Here is a 15,404-nt window from a genome sequence, read left to right as displayed (position 1 = left end):
GGCGCCCGTCAGCTTCCCGCCGTGGCGACGTCGAGCAGGGTCGCGACGGGCACCGAGCCCGCGAACACCCGGCCGTCGTCGGTGAAGAGCACCGTGAGCAGCGAGGTCTGCAGCACCCGGCCGCCGTCGACCGGTTGCGTCAGCGTCTCGAGCATCGCGGATGCCTCGGCGGCCTGCTCTGCGGATGCCGCAGCGTCGCCCGAGCCCGAGCCCTCGCCCGAGCCCGTGCTGTCGCCCTCGGCGGCGGCCTGCTCGCCGAGCGCCGCCATCGCCGCCTGCGCGTCGAGCTCGACGACCGTGGTCCAGCCCTCGCCGTGCACGATCGGCTGCGGGACGTCGGGGACGGTCGCACCCTCGGCCGCGTCGGCCTTCGCCTGGGCGTCGGCCTTCCACTGCGCGATCTCGTCGGCGGTGGAGATCGGCGCGACCTGCTCGGTCACGGTCATGCCGTCGGCGGGCTCGAACGCGAACACCGAGGCATCCGGAGCTTGGAACGACACCTCGCTGTAGCCGATCGAGTACGCCGGGTCGCTCGCGCCGCGGGCCGTGATCGACGCGGCGAGGGCCGCACCGTTCTCGCCGTCGATCGCGACCCGGATCTCGCCCACGAGCGTGTCCGACGTGCGCGGTTCGAGCACGAGCTCGTACGCCTCGCGGCCGGCCACACGACCGTCGGTGCCGACCGACACCGCGGTGGTCTCGTCGAGCCGGGCGAGCGCCTGGTCGAGCACCTCCTGCGGCGTGGGCAGCGACTGGCCGTCGGGCAGTCGCGCCTCGGCCTCGGCCTTCGCCTCGTCGGCGAGTCGCTGGGCCTCGGCCTGCGCGTCGGCCTTGAGCTGCTCGACGTCGGTGCCCTCGGGCAGCGTCAGGTGGGTCGCGGCCTGCGTCTCGGAGTCGACGTACCAGGCCTCGGTCGGGCTGAGGTACACGTTGCGCTCGGCCATGCGGTCGAGCACCTGCAGACGAGCGTGCTCGCCGTCGAGGTACACACGCGCGTCGTAGCTGCCGGTGGCGAGCGCGAGCAGTTCGTCGAGCCCGGCCGAGGCCGCGGCATCCGTGCCACCCGTACCGCCGCCGCTCGACGAGCCTCCCATGGCACCGCCCGCGCCCGTGAGCCCCGAGAGGTCGGGCAGCCCGAGCTCGGACCGCTGCTCGATCGTGCCGCTGAGCGCGGAGACGTCGCTCGACCGCGCGAACTGCAGGAGCTGCTCGACGGTCTTGTCGGGCAGGTCGACGGCGGCGTTCGCCTGCATCGGCACGATCACCGCCAACGCGACGGCCACGGGCACGCCGATGGCGGGGATGAGGATGCGGACGGAGCGTCGAGTCGGCCCGGGGGTGCGTGGGCTCATGGATTCAGGCTACGCCCGCTCGTGCACCTCGGGTCCGATCCGGGGAGAACGCTCAGGATGCCGACGCTCCGGCTCGGTCGTGCGCGGAGCCCGGCCGACGGGTTGCCGCTGGAGCCCGCCGGGTCTACCGTGTGGGGATCGAGCCGTTGTACCCAGTTCGGGGGGGAACCATGTCCAACGTCGTACGTCGTCACCGCTCCGCGCTCCGTCGCACGGCGCTGCGCCGCACTGCACTCGGGGTCGCTGCAGCGCTCGCGCTCGGGGCCGTCGCTGCGGCTGCGCCGGCGTCCGCGCACACGATCGCCGCCGCACCGGGATCGAGCGTCGCTGCCGGGCGGCCTGCGCCGCCGGCGCCGTCGACGTCGACCGGATACGGCGGCGCCGTGGCCTCGGTCGACGCCGAGGCGAGCCGCATCGGCCTCGAGGTGCTCCGCGACGGCGGAAACGCGGCGGATGCAGCGGTCGCCACGGCGGCGGCACTCGGCGTGACCGAGCCCTACAGCTCCGGCATCGGCGGCGGAGGCTACTTCGTGTACTTCGACGCAGCCACCGGCGAGGTCACGACGATCGACGGTCGCGAGACGGCGCCTGCGGCGATGCCGAGCACCGCCTTCGACGGGTGGACGTTCCAGCAACTCGTCTCGTCCGGCCGCTCCGTCGGCGTGCCCGGCACGTTGGCCACGTGGGAGGCCGCACTCGACGAGTTCGGCACCGAATCGCTGCGGGATGTCTTGCAGCCCTCGATCCTGCTCGCCACGCGGGGATTCCGGGTGGACGAGACGTTCCGCCAGCAGACCCTCGACAACGAGGCGCGGTTCTCGGTGTTCCCCGAGACCGCCGAGCTGTTCCTGCCGAACGGCGACGCACCCCAGGTCGGATCGACGTTCCGCAACCTCGACCTCGCGAAGACGCTGCGGCAGATCGCGCTCTTCGGCACCGACGAGTTCTACGGTGGCCCGATCGCCGACGACATCGCCGCGATCGTGCAGGACCCCGATGCACTCGGCAGCACCACGTATCCCGCTCCGGCCGGCTTCATGACGGCGGACGACCTCGCAGACTACGAAGTGCTCCAGCAGGATCCGACGCACGTCGAGTACCGCGGCCTCGACGTCTACGGGATGGCCCCGTCGTCGTCGGGCGGCACGACGGTGGGCGAGTCGCTCAACATCCTCGAGGACTTCGGCCTCTCGCCCGAGGACGTCGGGCAGAGCCTCCACCTCTACTTCGAGGCCACGGCCCACGCGTTCGCCGACCGGAACGCCTACGTCGGCGACCCCGCGTTCGCGGACGTGCCGACGCAGACGCTGCTCAGCCAGGAGTTCGCCGACGCACGGGCGTGCGAGATCGATCCCGACCTCGCCGCGACGAAGCCGGTCGCCGCCGGCGACCTGGCCGCCACCGGCTGCGAGGCGGCCGCCGCGGCGGTTGCGCCCGCCGACACGGAGGGGCTCTCCACCACGCACCTGTCGGTCGTGGACCGGTGGGGCAACGCCGTCGCCTACACGCTCACGATCGAGCAGACCGGCGGGTCGGGCATGACCGTGCCCGGCCGTGGCTTCCTGCTCAACAACGAGCTGACCGACTTCAGCCTGACCTGCTCCGGCACCGACCCCAATTGCCTCGAGGCCGGCAAGCGTCCGCGCTCCTCGATGTCGCCGACGATCGTGCTCGACGGGGGCGAGGTCCGGTACGTCGTCGGCTCACCGGGCGGCGCCACCATCATCACGACCGTCGTGCAGATCCTGCTGAATCGGATCGACCTCGGGATGACGCTGCCCGAAGCCGTTGCTGCGCCGCGGGCATCGCAGCGCAATACGGCCAACAATGCACCGACCCCAGCCGAGGCCGAGTTCATCGCCGCCTACGCCGACGACCTCGCGCCCTTCGCCCAGTTCCTCTCGCAGGTCGGCGGTCCGAACGCGCCGGGCACGCTGGCCGGCGAGATCGGCGCGGCAGCCGCGATCGAGGTCGCTCCCGATGGCCTCATGATCGCGGCGGCGGAGCCGGTGCGCAGGGGCGGGGGCACGGGAGTCGTGGTCGAGCCGGCGGACTGACGACGCCGCCCGCCGGTCGAGGAGGCCGAAGGCCGCACCGAGACCCGCCCGGCCCGGATCTCGATACGCGCTCCGCGCTCCTCGACCGACGACACCGCCGGTCGAGGAGGCCGGAGGCCGCATCGAGACCCGTCCGGCGGGAGCAGCCGCGCTACTCGACCGCCGGAGCGATGCGGGTCGCCCGCGCCCGCAGCCGCGGCGCGAGGTCGCGCTCGAAGAGCTCGAGGAAGCGCCGCTGGTCGTTCCCCGGTGCGTGGAACACGAGGTGGTTGAAGCCCCAGTCGACGTACTGCCCGATCTCGTCGACGACCTTGTCGGGGTCGGTGCCCACGATCCAGCGACCGGCGATCTCCTCGATCGGCAGGGCGTCGGCCGCCTGCTCCATCTCGACGGGGTCGGTGATGTCGTGCTTCTGCTCCTTGGAGAGCGAGAGCGGCGACCAGAAGCGGCAGTTGTCGAGGGCGGCCTCCTCGGTCTCCTCGTACGACAGCTTGACCTCGATCATGCGATCGAGCGCATCGTACGAGCGGTCGCCCGCTGCGGCGCCCTCCCGCACGGCGGGGAGCAGCTGCTCGACGTAGAGCTCGGCGCCCTTGCCCGAGGTGCAGATGAAGCCGTCGCCCGCGCGGCCCGCGTACTTCGCGACCGTGGGGCCGCCGGCGGCGATGTAGATCGGCACGCCGCCCTCGGGGCGGTCGTAGATGGATGCGTCGTGGGTCGAGTAGTACTCGCCCTCGAAGTTCACCCGCTCGCCGCTCCACAGCGCGCGCATGAGCCGCACCGACTCGCGCAGCCGCGCGAACCGCTCGCGGAACTCCGGCCAGTCCTGCTCGCCCGGGCCGCGGAACCCGGTGGCCACCTCGTTGAGCGCCTCGCCGGTGCCGAAGCCGGCGATGACCCGGTCGGGGTAGAGGCATCCGAGGCTCGCGAACGCCTGCGCGAGCACCGCCGGGTTGTACCGGAACGTGGGCGTCATGACGCTCGTGCCGATGCGGATCGTGGAGGTGCGCTCGCCGACCGCGGCCATCCAGGTGAGCGAGAACGGCGCGTGGCCGCCCGTGTGCCGCCACGGCTGGAAGTGGTCGCTCGTCCACACGGACTCCATGCCGTGCGCCTCCGCGGCGACGGAGATCTCGACGAGCTCGCGGGGGTCGAACTGCTCGGCGCTGGCCTTGTATCCGAGGGTGAGGGTCACGATGGTCCCTTTCTGTGGGGGTCGGTGATCGGTACGTGGGATGCCGGCGCGTGCGGCAGGGGCCCGTCGGCGAGCGCGGCGACCGCCTCGGCCGTGTGCGGCCCGACACCGGCCTGCAGGGCGCCCTCGAGCGCCTCGACGGTGTCGACGTCTCGACGCAGGCCCGCAGAGATCGCGCCCGGCTCGACCACGACGAGGTCGGCGAACCCGGCGGTCGCGTGACGCCCCGCCGAGCCGTCGCCGAACGCGGGAGCGAAGGGCTCGCCCGTGCGGGCGGTCGCGAGGGTGGTGCCCGAGCCGTCGGCGTCGCGTACGAAGGCGAGCGGATGCCGCGCCGCGGCCTCGAGCGCCGCGTCGAGCTCGTGCGCCCGCACCGCGGGCAGGTCCCCGAGCAGCACGGCGACGGCCCCGTCTCCTCCGACGCGCACGGAGGCGACCCCGAGCTCGATCGCCGAGCCGAGCCCCGCCCCGGGCGTCTCCGGCAGCAGCTCCACGCCCGCGGGCAGGTGCGCACCGAGCTCGACCTCGCCGGTGACCACGACGATGCGGCCGACCGAGCGCGCCGCACGGGCGGCGTCGATCGTGTCGAGCGCGAAGGCCCGAGCGAGCGCGAGCCGCGCGGTCGGCGACACGGTCGGCGCGAGGCGCGACTTGGCTGCGGCGAGCGCCTTCACGGGGATCACGACCGCCCAGCCGCCCGGCGCGGCATCCGCTCGCCCGCTCACGCGCGCAGCCCCGGGAGCACCTCGCGGCCGAAGGCCTCGATCCAGTCGGCCTGGTTGCGGCCCACGTTGTGCAGGTAGATGCGGTCGAAGCCGAGGTCGAGGTGGCGCTGGATCTCGGCGCGGTGCCGCTCGGGGTCGGCCGAGACGACCATGCTGCCCGTGAAGTCCTCGGGGCGCACCGTGCGCGCGAGCTGCTCGAACTCGAAGGGCGAGCGGATGTCGCTGCGCCCGAAGCGCATCCCCCCGATGGGCCACTCGAGGAGGGCGTTGCGCATCGCCTCCTCGTCGGTGGCCGCCCACGAGAGGTGCAGCTGCAGCACCTTCGGCATCCGCGTGGCATCGCGGCCGGACTCGCGCGCGCCCTCGCGGAAGCGCGCGAGCAGCGCCTCGATCCGCTCGATGGGCCCGCTCGTGGTGATGAGGCCGTCGGCGACGGCGCCCGCCCGTCGGGCCGTGACGGGACCGGCCGTCGCGACGAGGATCTCGGGCGCCTTCGCCGGCATCGTCCAGAGCCGGGTGGACTCGAGCTTGAAGTTCGGCCCCGCGTGCCGCACGTCGCGGCCCGCGAGCGACGCCGTGAAGAGCTTGCGGATCACGTCGATCGCCTCGAACATGCGGTTGATGCGCTCGGGCGCCTCGGGCCAGTACTGCCCCACGATGTGCTCGTTGAGCGCCTCGCCCGAGCCGATGCCGAGCCAGTGCCGCCCCGGGTGCATGGCGGCGAGCGTCGCGCTCGCCTGCGCCACCACGGCCGGATGCGTGCGGAAGGTCGGGGTCGTGGCGCCCGGGCCGAAGTCGCCGCGGGTGCGCTCGCCGATCGCGCCGAGCACGCTCCAGACGTGCGACGACTGACCCTGACGCGGCACCCACGGCTGGAAGTGGTCGGTCGCCATCACCCCCGAGAAGCCGTGCCGCTCCGCGAGCGCCGCGAACCCGACCGCGTCCGACGGGGGGAACTGCTCGAGCATCGCGGCATAGCCGATGTGGGCTGACACCCCTCCATCCTGCCCCTTCCTGCGCCGGGTCCGGCCGGCGGGCCGGCCGGGCGGCCGCTCGGCGGAGTCAGGACGGCGAGGAGTCCTCGACCTGCGCCTCCTCGAAGCCCGCGCGGTAGCCCTCCTCGTACGCCTCGTCGGCGCCCTGGCGGAACATGTCGCGGTCGGCCGGGCGCACGATCGAGCGCGCCCCGGGCAGGTCGAGGTCGCCGACGAAGCGCCCCAGTCCGCGCACGATCGCGACGGGCACGCCCGCGGCCTTGCCCTTCACGAGCTCGGCTGCGCCGGCGAGCTCGTCGGCCACGCACGGCATCGTGACGGCGAGCGGCTTGCCCGCGGCATCCGCCTGTCCGCGCAGGTCGTCGAAGACGTGCACTCCGGCCGCGCCGATCGCGATGTCGGTCTGGCCCTCGCGCCACGGGCGTCCGAGCGTGTCGGAGACGATCACGCCCACGTCGGCCCCGGTGCGCGAGCGGATGCCGGCCGCGAGCGCCCGCGCCGAGGCATCCGGATCGAGCGGCAGCAGCAGCACCGTGCCCTCGGGTGCGTTGGACGCGTCGACCCCGGCCGCGGCGCCGATGATGCCGAGCCGGTTCTCGACGATGCGCGTGGTGGCCCCGCCCGGGTTCTCGCGGGTCGCGACGACCCGCACCGTCTCGTCGGTGATCGCCTGCTCGCGGTCGTCGGCCCGCACGGACCGCCCCTCGGCCTTCGACACGACCTTCGACGTGACCACGAGGATGTCGCCGTGCTCGAGCGGCGCACCGGCCGCGTCGATCGCATCGGCGATGAGCGCCGCGAGGTCGCTCCCCTCGACCACTTCGGGGATGCCCGCGACGCCCTCGATGCTGAACCTCACGTGACCCGTCCCCTCGCCGTTCCCCGAGTATCTTCGCAGTATCCGCGGCCGCGCTGCCAGAACGCGCGGCGGCGCACGCGATCGGGGGAGACGACATGGATGAGGCACGCGTGAGGCGACCGGTGATCGTGTGGGACCTCGTGCTCACGATCGTGCTGCTGCTCCTGATGGTCGGCGCCGGGTTCGTGCTGTTCTTCCTCGCCTTCTTCCTCGCGTTCGCGAGCGACTCGTGCGGCGCGTCGTCGGTCTGCGACAGCGACCGCATCGCCACGGGCATGCTCCTCGCGATCGTGCTGCCGGTGGCGCTCGGGCTGATCGCCCTCGTGGCGGCCGTCGTGATGCTCGTCCTGCGGCGCCTGGCGTTCTGGATCCCGCTCGTCGGCATCGGGCTCATGGTCGGCGGGTGGTTCCTCGGCGCGTGGGTCACGAGCACGGGCGTGCAGCCCATGGCACCCTGAGCCGCTCCGGCGCAAGGGCGTGAACCGGCGGATGCCGCGGCGATAGCATCGCGTATGGCCACGGATCCGACGTCAGCATCCCCAGCAGCCGAAGACGAGGGCGACCCGCGCGAGGTCCGCGACGAGACCTACGGCGAGCGGCTCGACCGCAAGTGGAACGACATCCTGCAGGAGCTGCGCTCGGTGCAGGCGGGTTCGCAGCTCATCACGGGCTTCCTGCTCTCGGTCGCGTTCCAGCCCAAGTTCTCCGAGCTCGAGCCGTACGAGCGCAACCTCTACCTCGTGCTCGTCGTGCTCGCGGCGTTCGCGACGCTCGTCTCGCTCGCCCCGGTCATCCTGCACCGCCAGCTGAGCGGCCAGAAGCACAAGGACCGCGTGGTGCGCGTGGCGAACGGGCTGCTGCTCACCCTGCTCGTCGTCGTCTCGATGCTCGCCGCCGGGGTGACGAGCCTCATCTTCGACATCACCGTGAACCGGGAGACCGGCTGGGGCGCCCTCGCCATCGCCCTCGCCGTGCTCATCGTGTTCTGGGCGGTGGTGCCCCGACTGGGGCGGCGTGCGGGACGCCCCGATCGCATCCGCGCCTGAGCACGCCACGGGGCGATCCGATACGGAATCGATACTCCGTTTCGCGCGCGCGTCGTCCTACGATGTGCTGACGGTCTGCGACGTGCGGGCCGCGAATCGACCCGAAACGGACCCCCATGGCCCCTCACACCATGGCGGGGTTGCGACGTGCCGCAGTGCTCGCCGCAACCCTCGCCCTCCTCGGCACCGGCATGGCCCCCGCCTACGCCGCCGACCCGACGCCCGACCTGATCCCGCCGGCGTCGACGACCGAACCCGATCCCTCGGCATCCGATGTTCCCGTCGGGCTGCTGGCGAAGGCGCCCGCGGGCTCGCCGGCCTCGTACCTCGCCGCGAACGGCGCCGACGGCGCGGCCACCGCATCGCGATCGTTCGCCGTGGGCGAGTCGGACCTGGCCGCCGGCACGGGCTCGATTAGCGGCACGATCACCGCACTCGCGTACACCGGAGTCAGCAGTCCGCTGACCTCGGCGTGGGTCGCGGCACTCGTCTGGGACGACGCCGCGGGCGACTACGTCGTCGCCGCCAGCGCCTACGGCGACCCGGTGACCGGCGCGTACACGATCCCCGACCTGGCCGCGGGCGACTACGTCGTCGTCGTGTTCGACGAGGCCCCGGGCAGCCCGCTCATCGCGGAGTTCTACGAGGACGCCCAGTACATCGAGCAGGCGACGGTCATCTCGCTCGCCGACGGCGAGGTCGTCACGGGAATCGACGAGCAGTTGGAGCCGCTCCTCAAGGGTCGCATCGCCGGCGCCGACCGCTACGCGACCGCCGTCGCGGTGTCGCAGAGCTTCGCGGCCGGCGTGCCGTGCGTCTTCGTCGCCAACGGCCTCAACTTCCCCGACGCCCTGAGCGCCGGACCGGCCGCAGCGCATTGCGGCGGTCCACTGCTCCTCGTGCCCGGCACGTCCATCCCGCAGGTCGTGAAGGACGAGATCGCGCGACTCGCCCCCGAGCGCATCGTGGTCGCAGGCGGCACCGGCGCGGTCTCGGCGGGTGTCGAGGCCACGCTGCGCACCCTTGCTCCGCAGTTCGCACGGTACGCGGGCGCCGACCGCTACGACACCTCGCGCAAGATCGTCGCCGGCGAGTTCGGCACGACCGGCGCGCTGTGGGTCGCATCGGGCGCGAACTTCCCCGACGCGCTCTCCGCCAGCGCGGCGGCGTCCGCGGCCGACATCCCCGTGCTGATCGTGCCGGGCAGCAGCTCCGCCCTCGATTCGGCTTCGGCCAATCTGCTCACGTCGCTCGGAGCGGACCTCGTTGCGATCGCGGGCGGGACGGGCGCGGTGTCGACCGGCATCGAGTCGTCCATCGCGAAGCTCCCGCTGGTCGCCGACGTCCTGCGCGTCGGCGGGGCGACTCGCTATGACACGGCGTTCAAGATCATGGACCTCGCGTGGGGCTACGACGGCGCCACCGCGGTCTACGCCTTCTTCGCGAGCGGCGAGAACTTCCCCGATGCCCTGGCGGGGGCGCCGTTCGCCGGGCTCATCGGCGCGCCGCTGTACGTGACGCCCGCGAGCTGCACGAGCCTCAGCGTGCAGCAGCAGATCTCCGACCTGGTCGTCGCCGAGGCCTATGTGCTGGGGTACTACCAGTCGCAGCTGTACTACGAGGGCGGAAAGCCGTTCCGCACCTGCTGAGCGGTCGACCGGCGAACGGGCGCGCACCCCTGCGGTGCGCGCCCGTTCGCGTTCGCGCGTCGGCCCTCCCGAATAGGCTGGTCGCATGCGCATCGCCACCTGGAACGTCAACTCGATCCGTGCCCGATCCGGCCGCGTCGTCGACTGGATGGTGCGGGAAGACGTGGACGTGCTCGCGATGCAGGAGATCAAGTGCAAGCCCGAGCAGTTCCCGGCGGAGGCGTTCGAAGAGGCCGGCTACGAGCTCGCGATCCACGGCTTCAGCCAGTGGAACGGGGTGGCGATCGCGAGCCGCTCCCCCATCACCGATGTCGAGACGGAGTTCCCCGGCATGCCCGGGTTCCTGAAGGGCCAGGAGGGGCCAGACCTCCCGCGTGAGGCGCGGGCGATCGGCGCCACGGTCGACGGAGTGCGGGTGTGGAGCCTGTACGTGCCCAACGGCCGCGCGCTCGGCGACCCGCACTACACCTACAAGCTCGACTGGCTCGCGGCGCTCACCGACTACACGCGCGCCGAGACATCCGCTCGCCCCGAGGTGCCGTTCGCGCTCATGGGCGACTTCAACATCGCGCCGTTCGACCAGGACAACGGCGACCCCGCCGTCGTCGAGGGCGTCACCACGCACGTGTCACCGCCCGAGCGACAGGCCTTCTTCACCCTCGAGGACGCGGGCGTCGCCGACGTCGTGCGCCCGCGCGTGCCCGAGGGCTACACCTACTGGGACTACAAGCAGCTGAAGTTCCCCCGCAACGAGGGGCTGCGCATCGACTTCATCCTCGGCTCCACGGCGTTCGCCGAGGCGGTGACCGCGGCGTCGATCCACCGCAACGAGCGCAAGGGCGTCGCGCCGAGCGACCACGTGCCGGTGCTCGTCGACCTCGACCTGGGCGAGTCCGACGACGACCTGCCCATGATCTTCGGCTGAGCGCAACCCGGGGCGCTCACATCCGGATGCGGTTACCCTCGATCCGATGACGTCGGAAACCGGCCGCGACTCCGTGGCAGACACGTTCGTCGGGGCGATCCTCGACGGTCGCTACCGCATCGACGGCCTGATCGGCCGCGGCGGGATGGCGGCCGTCTACCGCGCCGACGACCTCGTGCTCGGCCGCCGCGTCGCCGTCAAGGTGTTCGGGGCCTCGGCCGAGGGCATCGACGACGCCGACCGGCGCCGCTCCGAGACCGCGCTGCTCGCAAGCCTCACGCACCCTGCGCTCGTGACCCTGTACGACGCCGCGAAGGACGAGGCCACCGACCGCGAGTTCCTCGTGATGGAGCTCGTCGACGGCCGCGACCTCCGCGAGGTGCTCCTGGCGGGACCGATCCCGTCCGCCGACGCCGCCGACGTGCTCGCCGAGCTCGCCGAGGGGCTGCACGTGATCCACTCCCGCGGCATCGTGCACCGCGACGTGAAGCCCGCCAACGTGCTGCTCTCGACGGCGCACCTGCCGACCCGCCGCTGGAACGCGAAGCTCGCCGACTTCGGCATCGCGCGACTGCTCGACGAGTCGCGCCTCACCTCGACGGGGCACATCATCGGCACGCCGGGCTACCTCAGCCCCGAGCAGGTGCGCGGGGAACGCGTCGGTTCGGCGGCCGACGTCTACGCGCTCGGCCTCGTCATGATCGAGGCCCTCACCGGGCAGCAGTCCTTCCCCGGGCCCGCGCTCGAGTCGGCGAGCGCCCGGCTCGTGCGCGACCCCGAGATCCCCGCGTCGCTCGGGCCGCACTGGTGCGCCCTGCTCGCCGCCATGACGGCACGGGACCCGGCGGGACGCCCGAGCGCGCTCGACGTGGCCGTGACGGCCCACACGCTCGCGGTCGAGGCGCGCGAGGCGGCCGCGACGTCGATCCTCTCCGGCGACCCCGTCGGTGACTCCGACGACGGCACCCGCCTGCTCGCCGCGCCGATGCCCGTCGCGACGGGCGACGGCGCCCCGGGCGACGGTACGGCCGGCGCCACTCGGGCCGACGACGACGTGGTCGACGCGACTCGCGTGCTGCCCGCGCAGCCGACTGCGGCGACCCGGCTGCTCACAGCGCCGGCCGCCCTGCCGGGCGTCGCGGCATCCGCACCGCCCGTTGGTGCCGACGCGACCCGGCCGAGCGCGCCGGCCCGGCGACGCATGCCGCGGTGGCTGCTGCCCGCGGGCCTCGTCGCGCTCGCCCTCGCCCTCGTCGTGATGATCGTGCCGACGATCGCGAGCAGCGTGGCCGGCGAGCCCGCGCCGAGCGAGACGCCGCTGCCGAGCGTCCCGGGCGAGCTCGGCACGCACCTCGAACAGCTGGAGGAGGCGGTGACGCCTTGACCGCGAAGACGTACCGGCTGCGGCGCACGCTGGTCGCGGCATCCGTCGCGCTCGGCCTCATCGGCGGACTCGCGTCGTGCGCCGCCGACCCCGAGATCGGCGCCGACACCTCGGCGGCGTTCCGCGCGCAGGTCGCGACGATCGCGACGCATTCGGTCGCCGAGGACTACGCCGGGGCGCTCGCCCAGCTCGACGCCCTGGCCGCGGAGGTCGACGCCGCCGTGGCGGCCGGCACGGTCGACCCCGCTCGCGCCGACCAGATCCGCGAGGCGATCGCCCTCGTGCGCGCCGACCTCGAGGCATCCATCGCCGCCGCGACGCCGCCGCCCACCGCCGAGCCGACGCCGACGGAGGAGCCGGCCGACGACGCCCCGGGCAACAGCGACGGCAAGGGCAACAAGGACGACAAGGGCGGGAAGGGCAAGGACAAGGGAGGCGGCTGACGACGTGTGCCGGCCTCCGGAGACCGCGTCCGGTCAGAGCGCGCTCGGCAGCACGATGCCGCCGACCGCGAGCCACGCGAAGGTTCCGGTGCCGAGCAGCGCCACGCCCAGGTAGGTCACCTCGTCGGCCACCCCGGATGCCGCCACCGGCCGTCGACCCGCCCGCCAGACGAACGCCCACACGGCGACGGCGATCGCGAGCATCGCGAGGGTGATGATGCGCACCGTCACCGCGGGTGCGCCGCTCGTGACGGTCGCGCCGATCTGGGCGAACGCGATCACGCCCCACGGCACGATGCCGACGACCGCCGCGACCGCGGCGAGGCGACGCCCGGCCGCGCCGCCGCCCGACCGTTCCTGCAGGGCCAGGAGCAGCACCGCGGACGCGGTCATCGCGTAGACGGGCACGAGCGACGTGACCTCCGTGATGCCGTTCAGCTGGGCCACGAGGAAGACCGTGACGGCCGAGACCTGCGACCACTCCGCCCACCGCACCGTGTTGCGCCCCACGGCGGTCGCCTCGCTGCGGCGCACGGCGAGCGCCGGCACGAGGAGGGCGAAGCGCACGATCGCGCCCGCCGCGAGGAGCACGAGCACCGCGACTCCGAGGTCGACGGCGGCGATGTCGACGTGCACGCGCTGCTCCGACGACGCACCGGTCGGGCCGGCTGTGAACGTGGCCGTGACGGGCAGCAGCACCCGCGCCCCGACGGTGGACACCACGACGCCCACGATGACCGCCTGCACGGCGTACGCGATGCCGACGAGCGCGTCGACCGTGCGGAGCCGGCGACCTGCATCCGCGTCGTCGCCCACCACCGTGGAACCCGTGTCCTGCATCGCGGTCCTCCCGGGCTCACGCTACCGGGACCACCGCGTGCGGGTCACGCCCCTCGCAGAGATCGCCACCCCGTGCGCATCGCGGCGCCGGAGCGTCGCGGCGCGTCATCCGCGCCCGGTGTACTCCTCCATCGAGCGGTAGATGCCGAGGCCGTGTCCGATGAGGCGGTCGAACGTTCGAGTGGGCAGGATGCCGCGCAGCACCCGCGAGAGCCGCACGCTCGCTGGGAGCTCCACGAGGGCGCGACCGTCGAGCATCGCCCGCCACACCTTGTCGATGACGTAGGCCGGCTCGAGCACGGGCGCGAGCACCGGGCCCCGGGCCCCCGCGAACATGCCCGTGGCGATGTAGCTCGGCGTGACGGTCGTGACACGCACGTGGTCGTGCCCGGCCTGCTCGAGCTCGATGCGCAGCGAGTCGCTCCAGCCGATCATCGCGGCCTTCGACGCGGCGTAGACCGCCATGCGCGGGTTGCCCAGCGTGCCCGCCGCACTCGCGATGTTCACGATGCGCGCGGGGCGGCCCGAGGCGACCATGGCGGGCAGGAACTCGCGGGTCACGTACATCGGCGCGAGCGCGTTGACCTGCATCGTCGCGCGGGTGTCGTCGCCCGAGTCGGTCTCCCAGAAGTAGCGATTGCCGCGGACGATGCCGGCGTTGTTGATGAGCACGTCGGGGTCGCCGATGTCGCGGCGCACCTTGTGCGCGGTCTTCGCGATCGCGCCCAGCTCCGACACGTCGACGACGTACGAGCGCACCTGCGTGCGGCCGCGCGAGGCGGCCCCCAGCTCGTCGGCCGTGCGGGCGAGCGCCCCCGCGTCGCGGTCCCAGAGCACGACGGATGCCGCGCCCTCGGCCACCGCCCGCTCCGCGTACATGCGTCCCATGCCGCCTGCGCCGCCGGTGATGAGGATGTGCGCTCCGCGCGCCGTGTTGGCCATGCGTCCATTCTCGCAGCGCCGGACTCGGCATCCGCCGTCTCGGACAGCCTGCGGCGTGCCGATCCGTGACAGCAGCGCCGGATGCTGCCAGCATGGTCGGATGCCCGAGGAGACGCCGACGCCGCACGTGGAGCTCGTACCGAAGACCGACGCCGAGGTGGCCGCCTGGCTGCCCGTGGCGATGGGCCTCTACGAGGCGGCGCGCCAGGAGGCCGGCGACACCCCCGAGGCGGCGGCCGCGGGCCGCGCCGCGTCCGAGGAGCGGTTCTTCCCCGACGGGCGCCTCGCCGAGGGGCAGCTCCTCTCCACGGTCCTCGCCGACGGCGAGGAGGCCGGCTGGCTGTGGCTCGGCCCGTGGGGCGAGGGCTCGGAGTGGTGGGTCTGGGACATCCGGGTGCACGACGACTTCCGCCGCCGCGGCATCGCCCGTGCGGCGCTCGAGCAGGGCGAGCGCGTGGCCCGCGACCACGGCGCGAGCGCGCTCGGTCTCAACGTCTTCGGCTACAACGACGGCGCGATCGCCCTCTATCGTGCGCTCGGCTATCGCACCACGGCGCTGCACATGATGAAGGAGCTCTGAGCGCCGCCCCTGGGCGCCGCCCCTGGCGCCGGCCCTGGGCGCCGGCTCAGTCCGCGACGCGGCGCCGCCGCGCGAGCTCCGCGCTGACCCGCGTGATGAGGTCGTAGGGGATGGGGTCCGCGTAGCGGAAGTGCACCGAGTCCTTCTCGGCCCGATAGGGCGCGATCTCGGCCTCGAGCGCGCCGTCGAGCGGGCCCACCGGATACAGGCCCACGTGCCGCTTCCAGCCGGCGAAGTGGATGGCGTACCGCCCGCCGAGCATGAACGCCGCGATGCCGTAGCGCACCTTCTCCTCGGCGTCGGGCACGCCCGCGCGGATCGCAGCCCGCACGCGCTCGAGTACGCCCCGCACGTCGGGTGGGAACGACGCGACGTACTCGTCCACGGTCTCGGCCGCCATGCGCGCCAGTGT

At 73.3% G+C, this 15,404-nt stretch carries 16 protein-coding genes; 8 read left to right on the top strand and 8 right to left on the bottom strand.

The genetic code is table 11. The annotated features are described in order from the left end of the window. Positions 1–8: 8 nt before the first annotated feature. Positions 9–1,352 (bottom strand): LolA family protein, encoded by a 1,344-nt coding sequence (locus tag EDM22_RS04590; protein WP_122935882.1) that lies wholly within the window; start codon positions 1,350–1,352, stop codon positions 9–11. Between the two features lie 170 nt (positions 1,353–1,522). Here EDM22_RS04590 and ggt point away from each other — a divergent pair, with 170 nt between their 5' ends. Then, on the top strand, positions 1,523–3,409 hold the full coding sequence (gene ggt / locus EDM22_RS04585) for a gamma-glutamyltransferase (RefSeq protein ID WP_122935881.1): 1,887 nt from the start codon (positions 1,523–1,525) through the stop codon (positions 3,407–3,409). Positions 3,410–3,560: 151 nt separating this feature from the next. Here ggt and fgd read toward each other — a convergent pair whose 3' ends face one another. The 4 genes from fgd to cofE all read right to left on the bottom strand — a co-directional run bounded on the left by fgd (position 3,561) and on the right by cofE (position 7,183). Beyond that, positions 3,561–4,604 carry a glucose-6-phosphate dehydrogenase (coenzyme-F420) gene (fgd, locus tag EDM22_RS04580; RefSeq protein WP_212591889.1) on the bottom strand — a complete coding sequence of 348 codons (1,044 nt, stop codon included), beginning with the start codon at positions 4,602–4,604 and terminating at the stop codon, positions 3,561–3,563. After that, positions 4,601–5,329, bottom strand: a complete 729-nt coding sequence (gene cofC, locus EDM22_RS04575; protein WP_122935880.1) for a 2-phospho-L-lactate guanylyltransferase — start codon at positions 5,327–5,329, stop codon at positions 4,601–4,603. The genes fgd and cofC overlap by 4 nt, the downstream gene beginning before the upstream one ends. Further along, complete coding sequence (locus tag EDM22_RS04570; protein WP_245989190.1) at positions 5,326–6,324, bottom strand: TIGR03557 family F420-dependent LLM class oxidoreductase; 999 nt, start codon at positions 6,322–6,324, stop codon at positions 5,326–5,328. The genes cofC and EDM22_RS04570 overlap by 4 nt, the downstream gene beginning before the upstream one ends. 67 nt (positions 6,325–6,391) lie before the next feature. Next, positions 6,392–7,183 carry a coenzyme F420-0:L-glutamate ligase gene (gene cofE / locus EDM22_RS04565; protein WP_122935879.1) on the bottom strand — a complete coding sequence of 264 codons (792 nt, stop codon included), beginning with the start codon at positions 7,181–7,183 and terminating at the stop codon, positions 6,392–6,394. A 29-nt stretch (positions 7,184–7,212) separates the two neighbouring features. On the opposite strand from cofE, the gene EDM22_RS04560 reads away from it, so the two are divergent. The 6 genes from EDM22_RS04560 to EDM22_RS04535 all read left to right on the top strand — a co-directional run bounded on the left by EDM22_RS04560 (position 7,213) and on the right by EDM22_RS04535 (position 12,630). Continuing rightward, complete coding sequence (locus EDM22_RS04560) at positions 7,213–7,641, top strand: DUF6264 family protein (RefSeq protein ID WP_342768499.1); 429 nt, start codon at positions 7,213–7,215, stop codon at positions 7,639–7,641. Positions 7,642–7,695: 54 nt separating this feature from the next. Continuing rightward, positions 7,696–8,229 (top strand): DUF6328 family protein, encoded by a 534-nt coding sequence (locus EDM22_RS04555; RefSeq protein ID WP_122935877.1) that lies wholly within the window; start codon positions 7,696–7,698, stop codon positions 8,227–8,229. A 116-nt stretch (positions 8,230–8,345) separates the two neighbouring features. Then, positions 8,346–9,878: a cell wall-binding repeat-containing protein gene (locus EDM22_RS04550; RefSeq protein WP_138708028.1), complete on the top strand. Its 1,533-nt coding sequence runs from the start codon at positions 8,346–8,348 to the stop codon at positions 9,876–9,878. A gap of 85 nt (positions 9,879–9,963) precedes the next feature. Beyond that, the gene (locus EDM22_RS04545) at positions 9,964–10,803 is read left to right on the top strand and encodes an exodeoxyribonuclease III (RefSeq protein ID WP_122935875.1); all 840 of its coding nucleotides are present in this window, start codon (positions 9,964–9,966) and stop codon (positions 10,801–10,803) included. A 46-nt stretch (positions 10,804–10,849) separates the two neighbouring features. Continuing rightward, complete coding sequence (locus EDM22_RS04540; protein WP_122935874.1) at positions 10,850–12,187, top strand: serine/threonine-protein kinase; 1,338 nt, start codon at positions 10,850–10,852, stop codon at positions 12,185–12,187. After that, positions 12,184–12,630 (top strand): hypothetical protein, encoded by a 447-nt coding sequence (locus tag EDM22_RS04535; RefSeq protein ID WP_122935873.1) that lies wholly within the window; start codon positions 12,184–12,186, stop codon positions 12,628–12,630. The genes EDM22_RS04540 and EDM22_RS04535 overlap by 4 nt, the downstream gene beginning before the upstream one ends. Before the next feature lie 33 nt (positions 12,631–12,663). On the opposite strand, the gene EDM22_RS04530 is transcribed toward EDM22_RS04535, so the two are convergent. Together EDM22_RS04530 and EDM22_RS04525 are read right to left on the bottom strand one after the other, a co-directional pair. Next, positions 12,664–13,470: a hypothetical protein gene (locus tag EDM22_RS04530; RefSeq protein WP_122935872.1), complete on the bottom strand. Its 807-nt coding sequence runs from the start codon at positions 13,468–13,470 to the stop codon at positions 12,664–12,666. Positions 13,471–13,575: 105 nt separating this feature from the next. Beyond that, a complete protein-coding gene (locus EDM22_RS04525) occupies positions 13,576–14,412 on the bottom strand; it encodes an SDR family oxidoreductase (protein WP_122935871.1) in 837 nt (278 codons plus the stop codon). A 100-nt stretch (positions 14,413–14,512) separates the two neighbouring features. Between EDM22_RS04525 and EDM22_RS04520 the strand changes: the two genes are divergently transcribed. Beyond that, complete coding sequence (locus EDM22_RS04520) at positions 14,513–14,992, top strand: GNAT family N-acetyltransferase (protein ID WP_122935870.1); 480 nt, start codon at positions 14,513–14,515, stop codon at positions 14,990–14,992. A 46-nt stretch (positions 14,993–15,038) separates the two neighbouring features. Here EDM22_RS04520 and EDM22_RS04515 read toward each other — a convergent pair whose 3' ends face one another. Then, the gene (locus EDM22_RS04515; protein WP_122935869.1) at positions 15,039–15,392 is read right to left on the bottom strand and encodes an iron chaperone; all 354 of its coding nucleotides are present in this window, start codon (positions 15,390–15,392) and stop codon (positions 15,039–15,041) included. Positions 15,393–15,404 lie beyond the last annotated feature (12 nt).

The sequence above is a fragment of the Agromyces tardus genome (assembly GCF_003710805.1).
GTDB classification, from domain to species: domain Bacteria; phylum Actinomycetota; class Actinomycetes; order Actinomycetales; family Microbacteriaceae; genus Agromyces; species Agromyces tardus.
The sequence above is the reverse complement of the archived record's forward strand: the minus strand, read 5'-3'. Positions and strand labels throughout refer to the sequence as shown.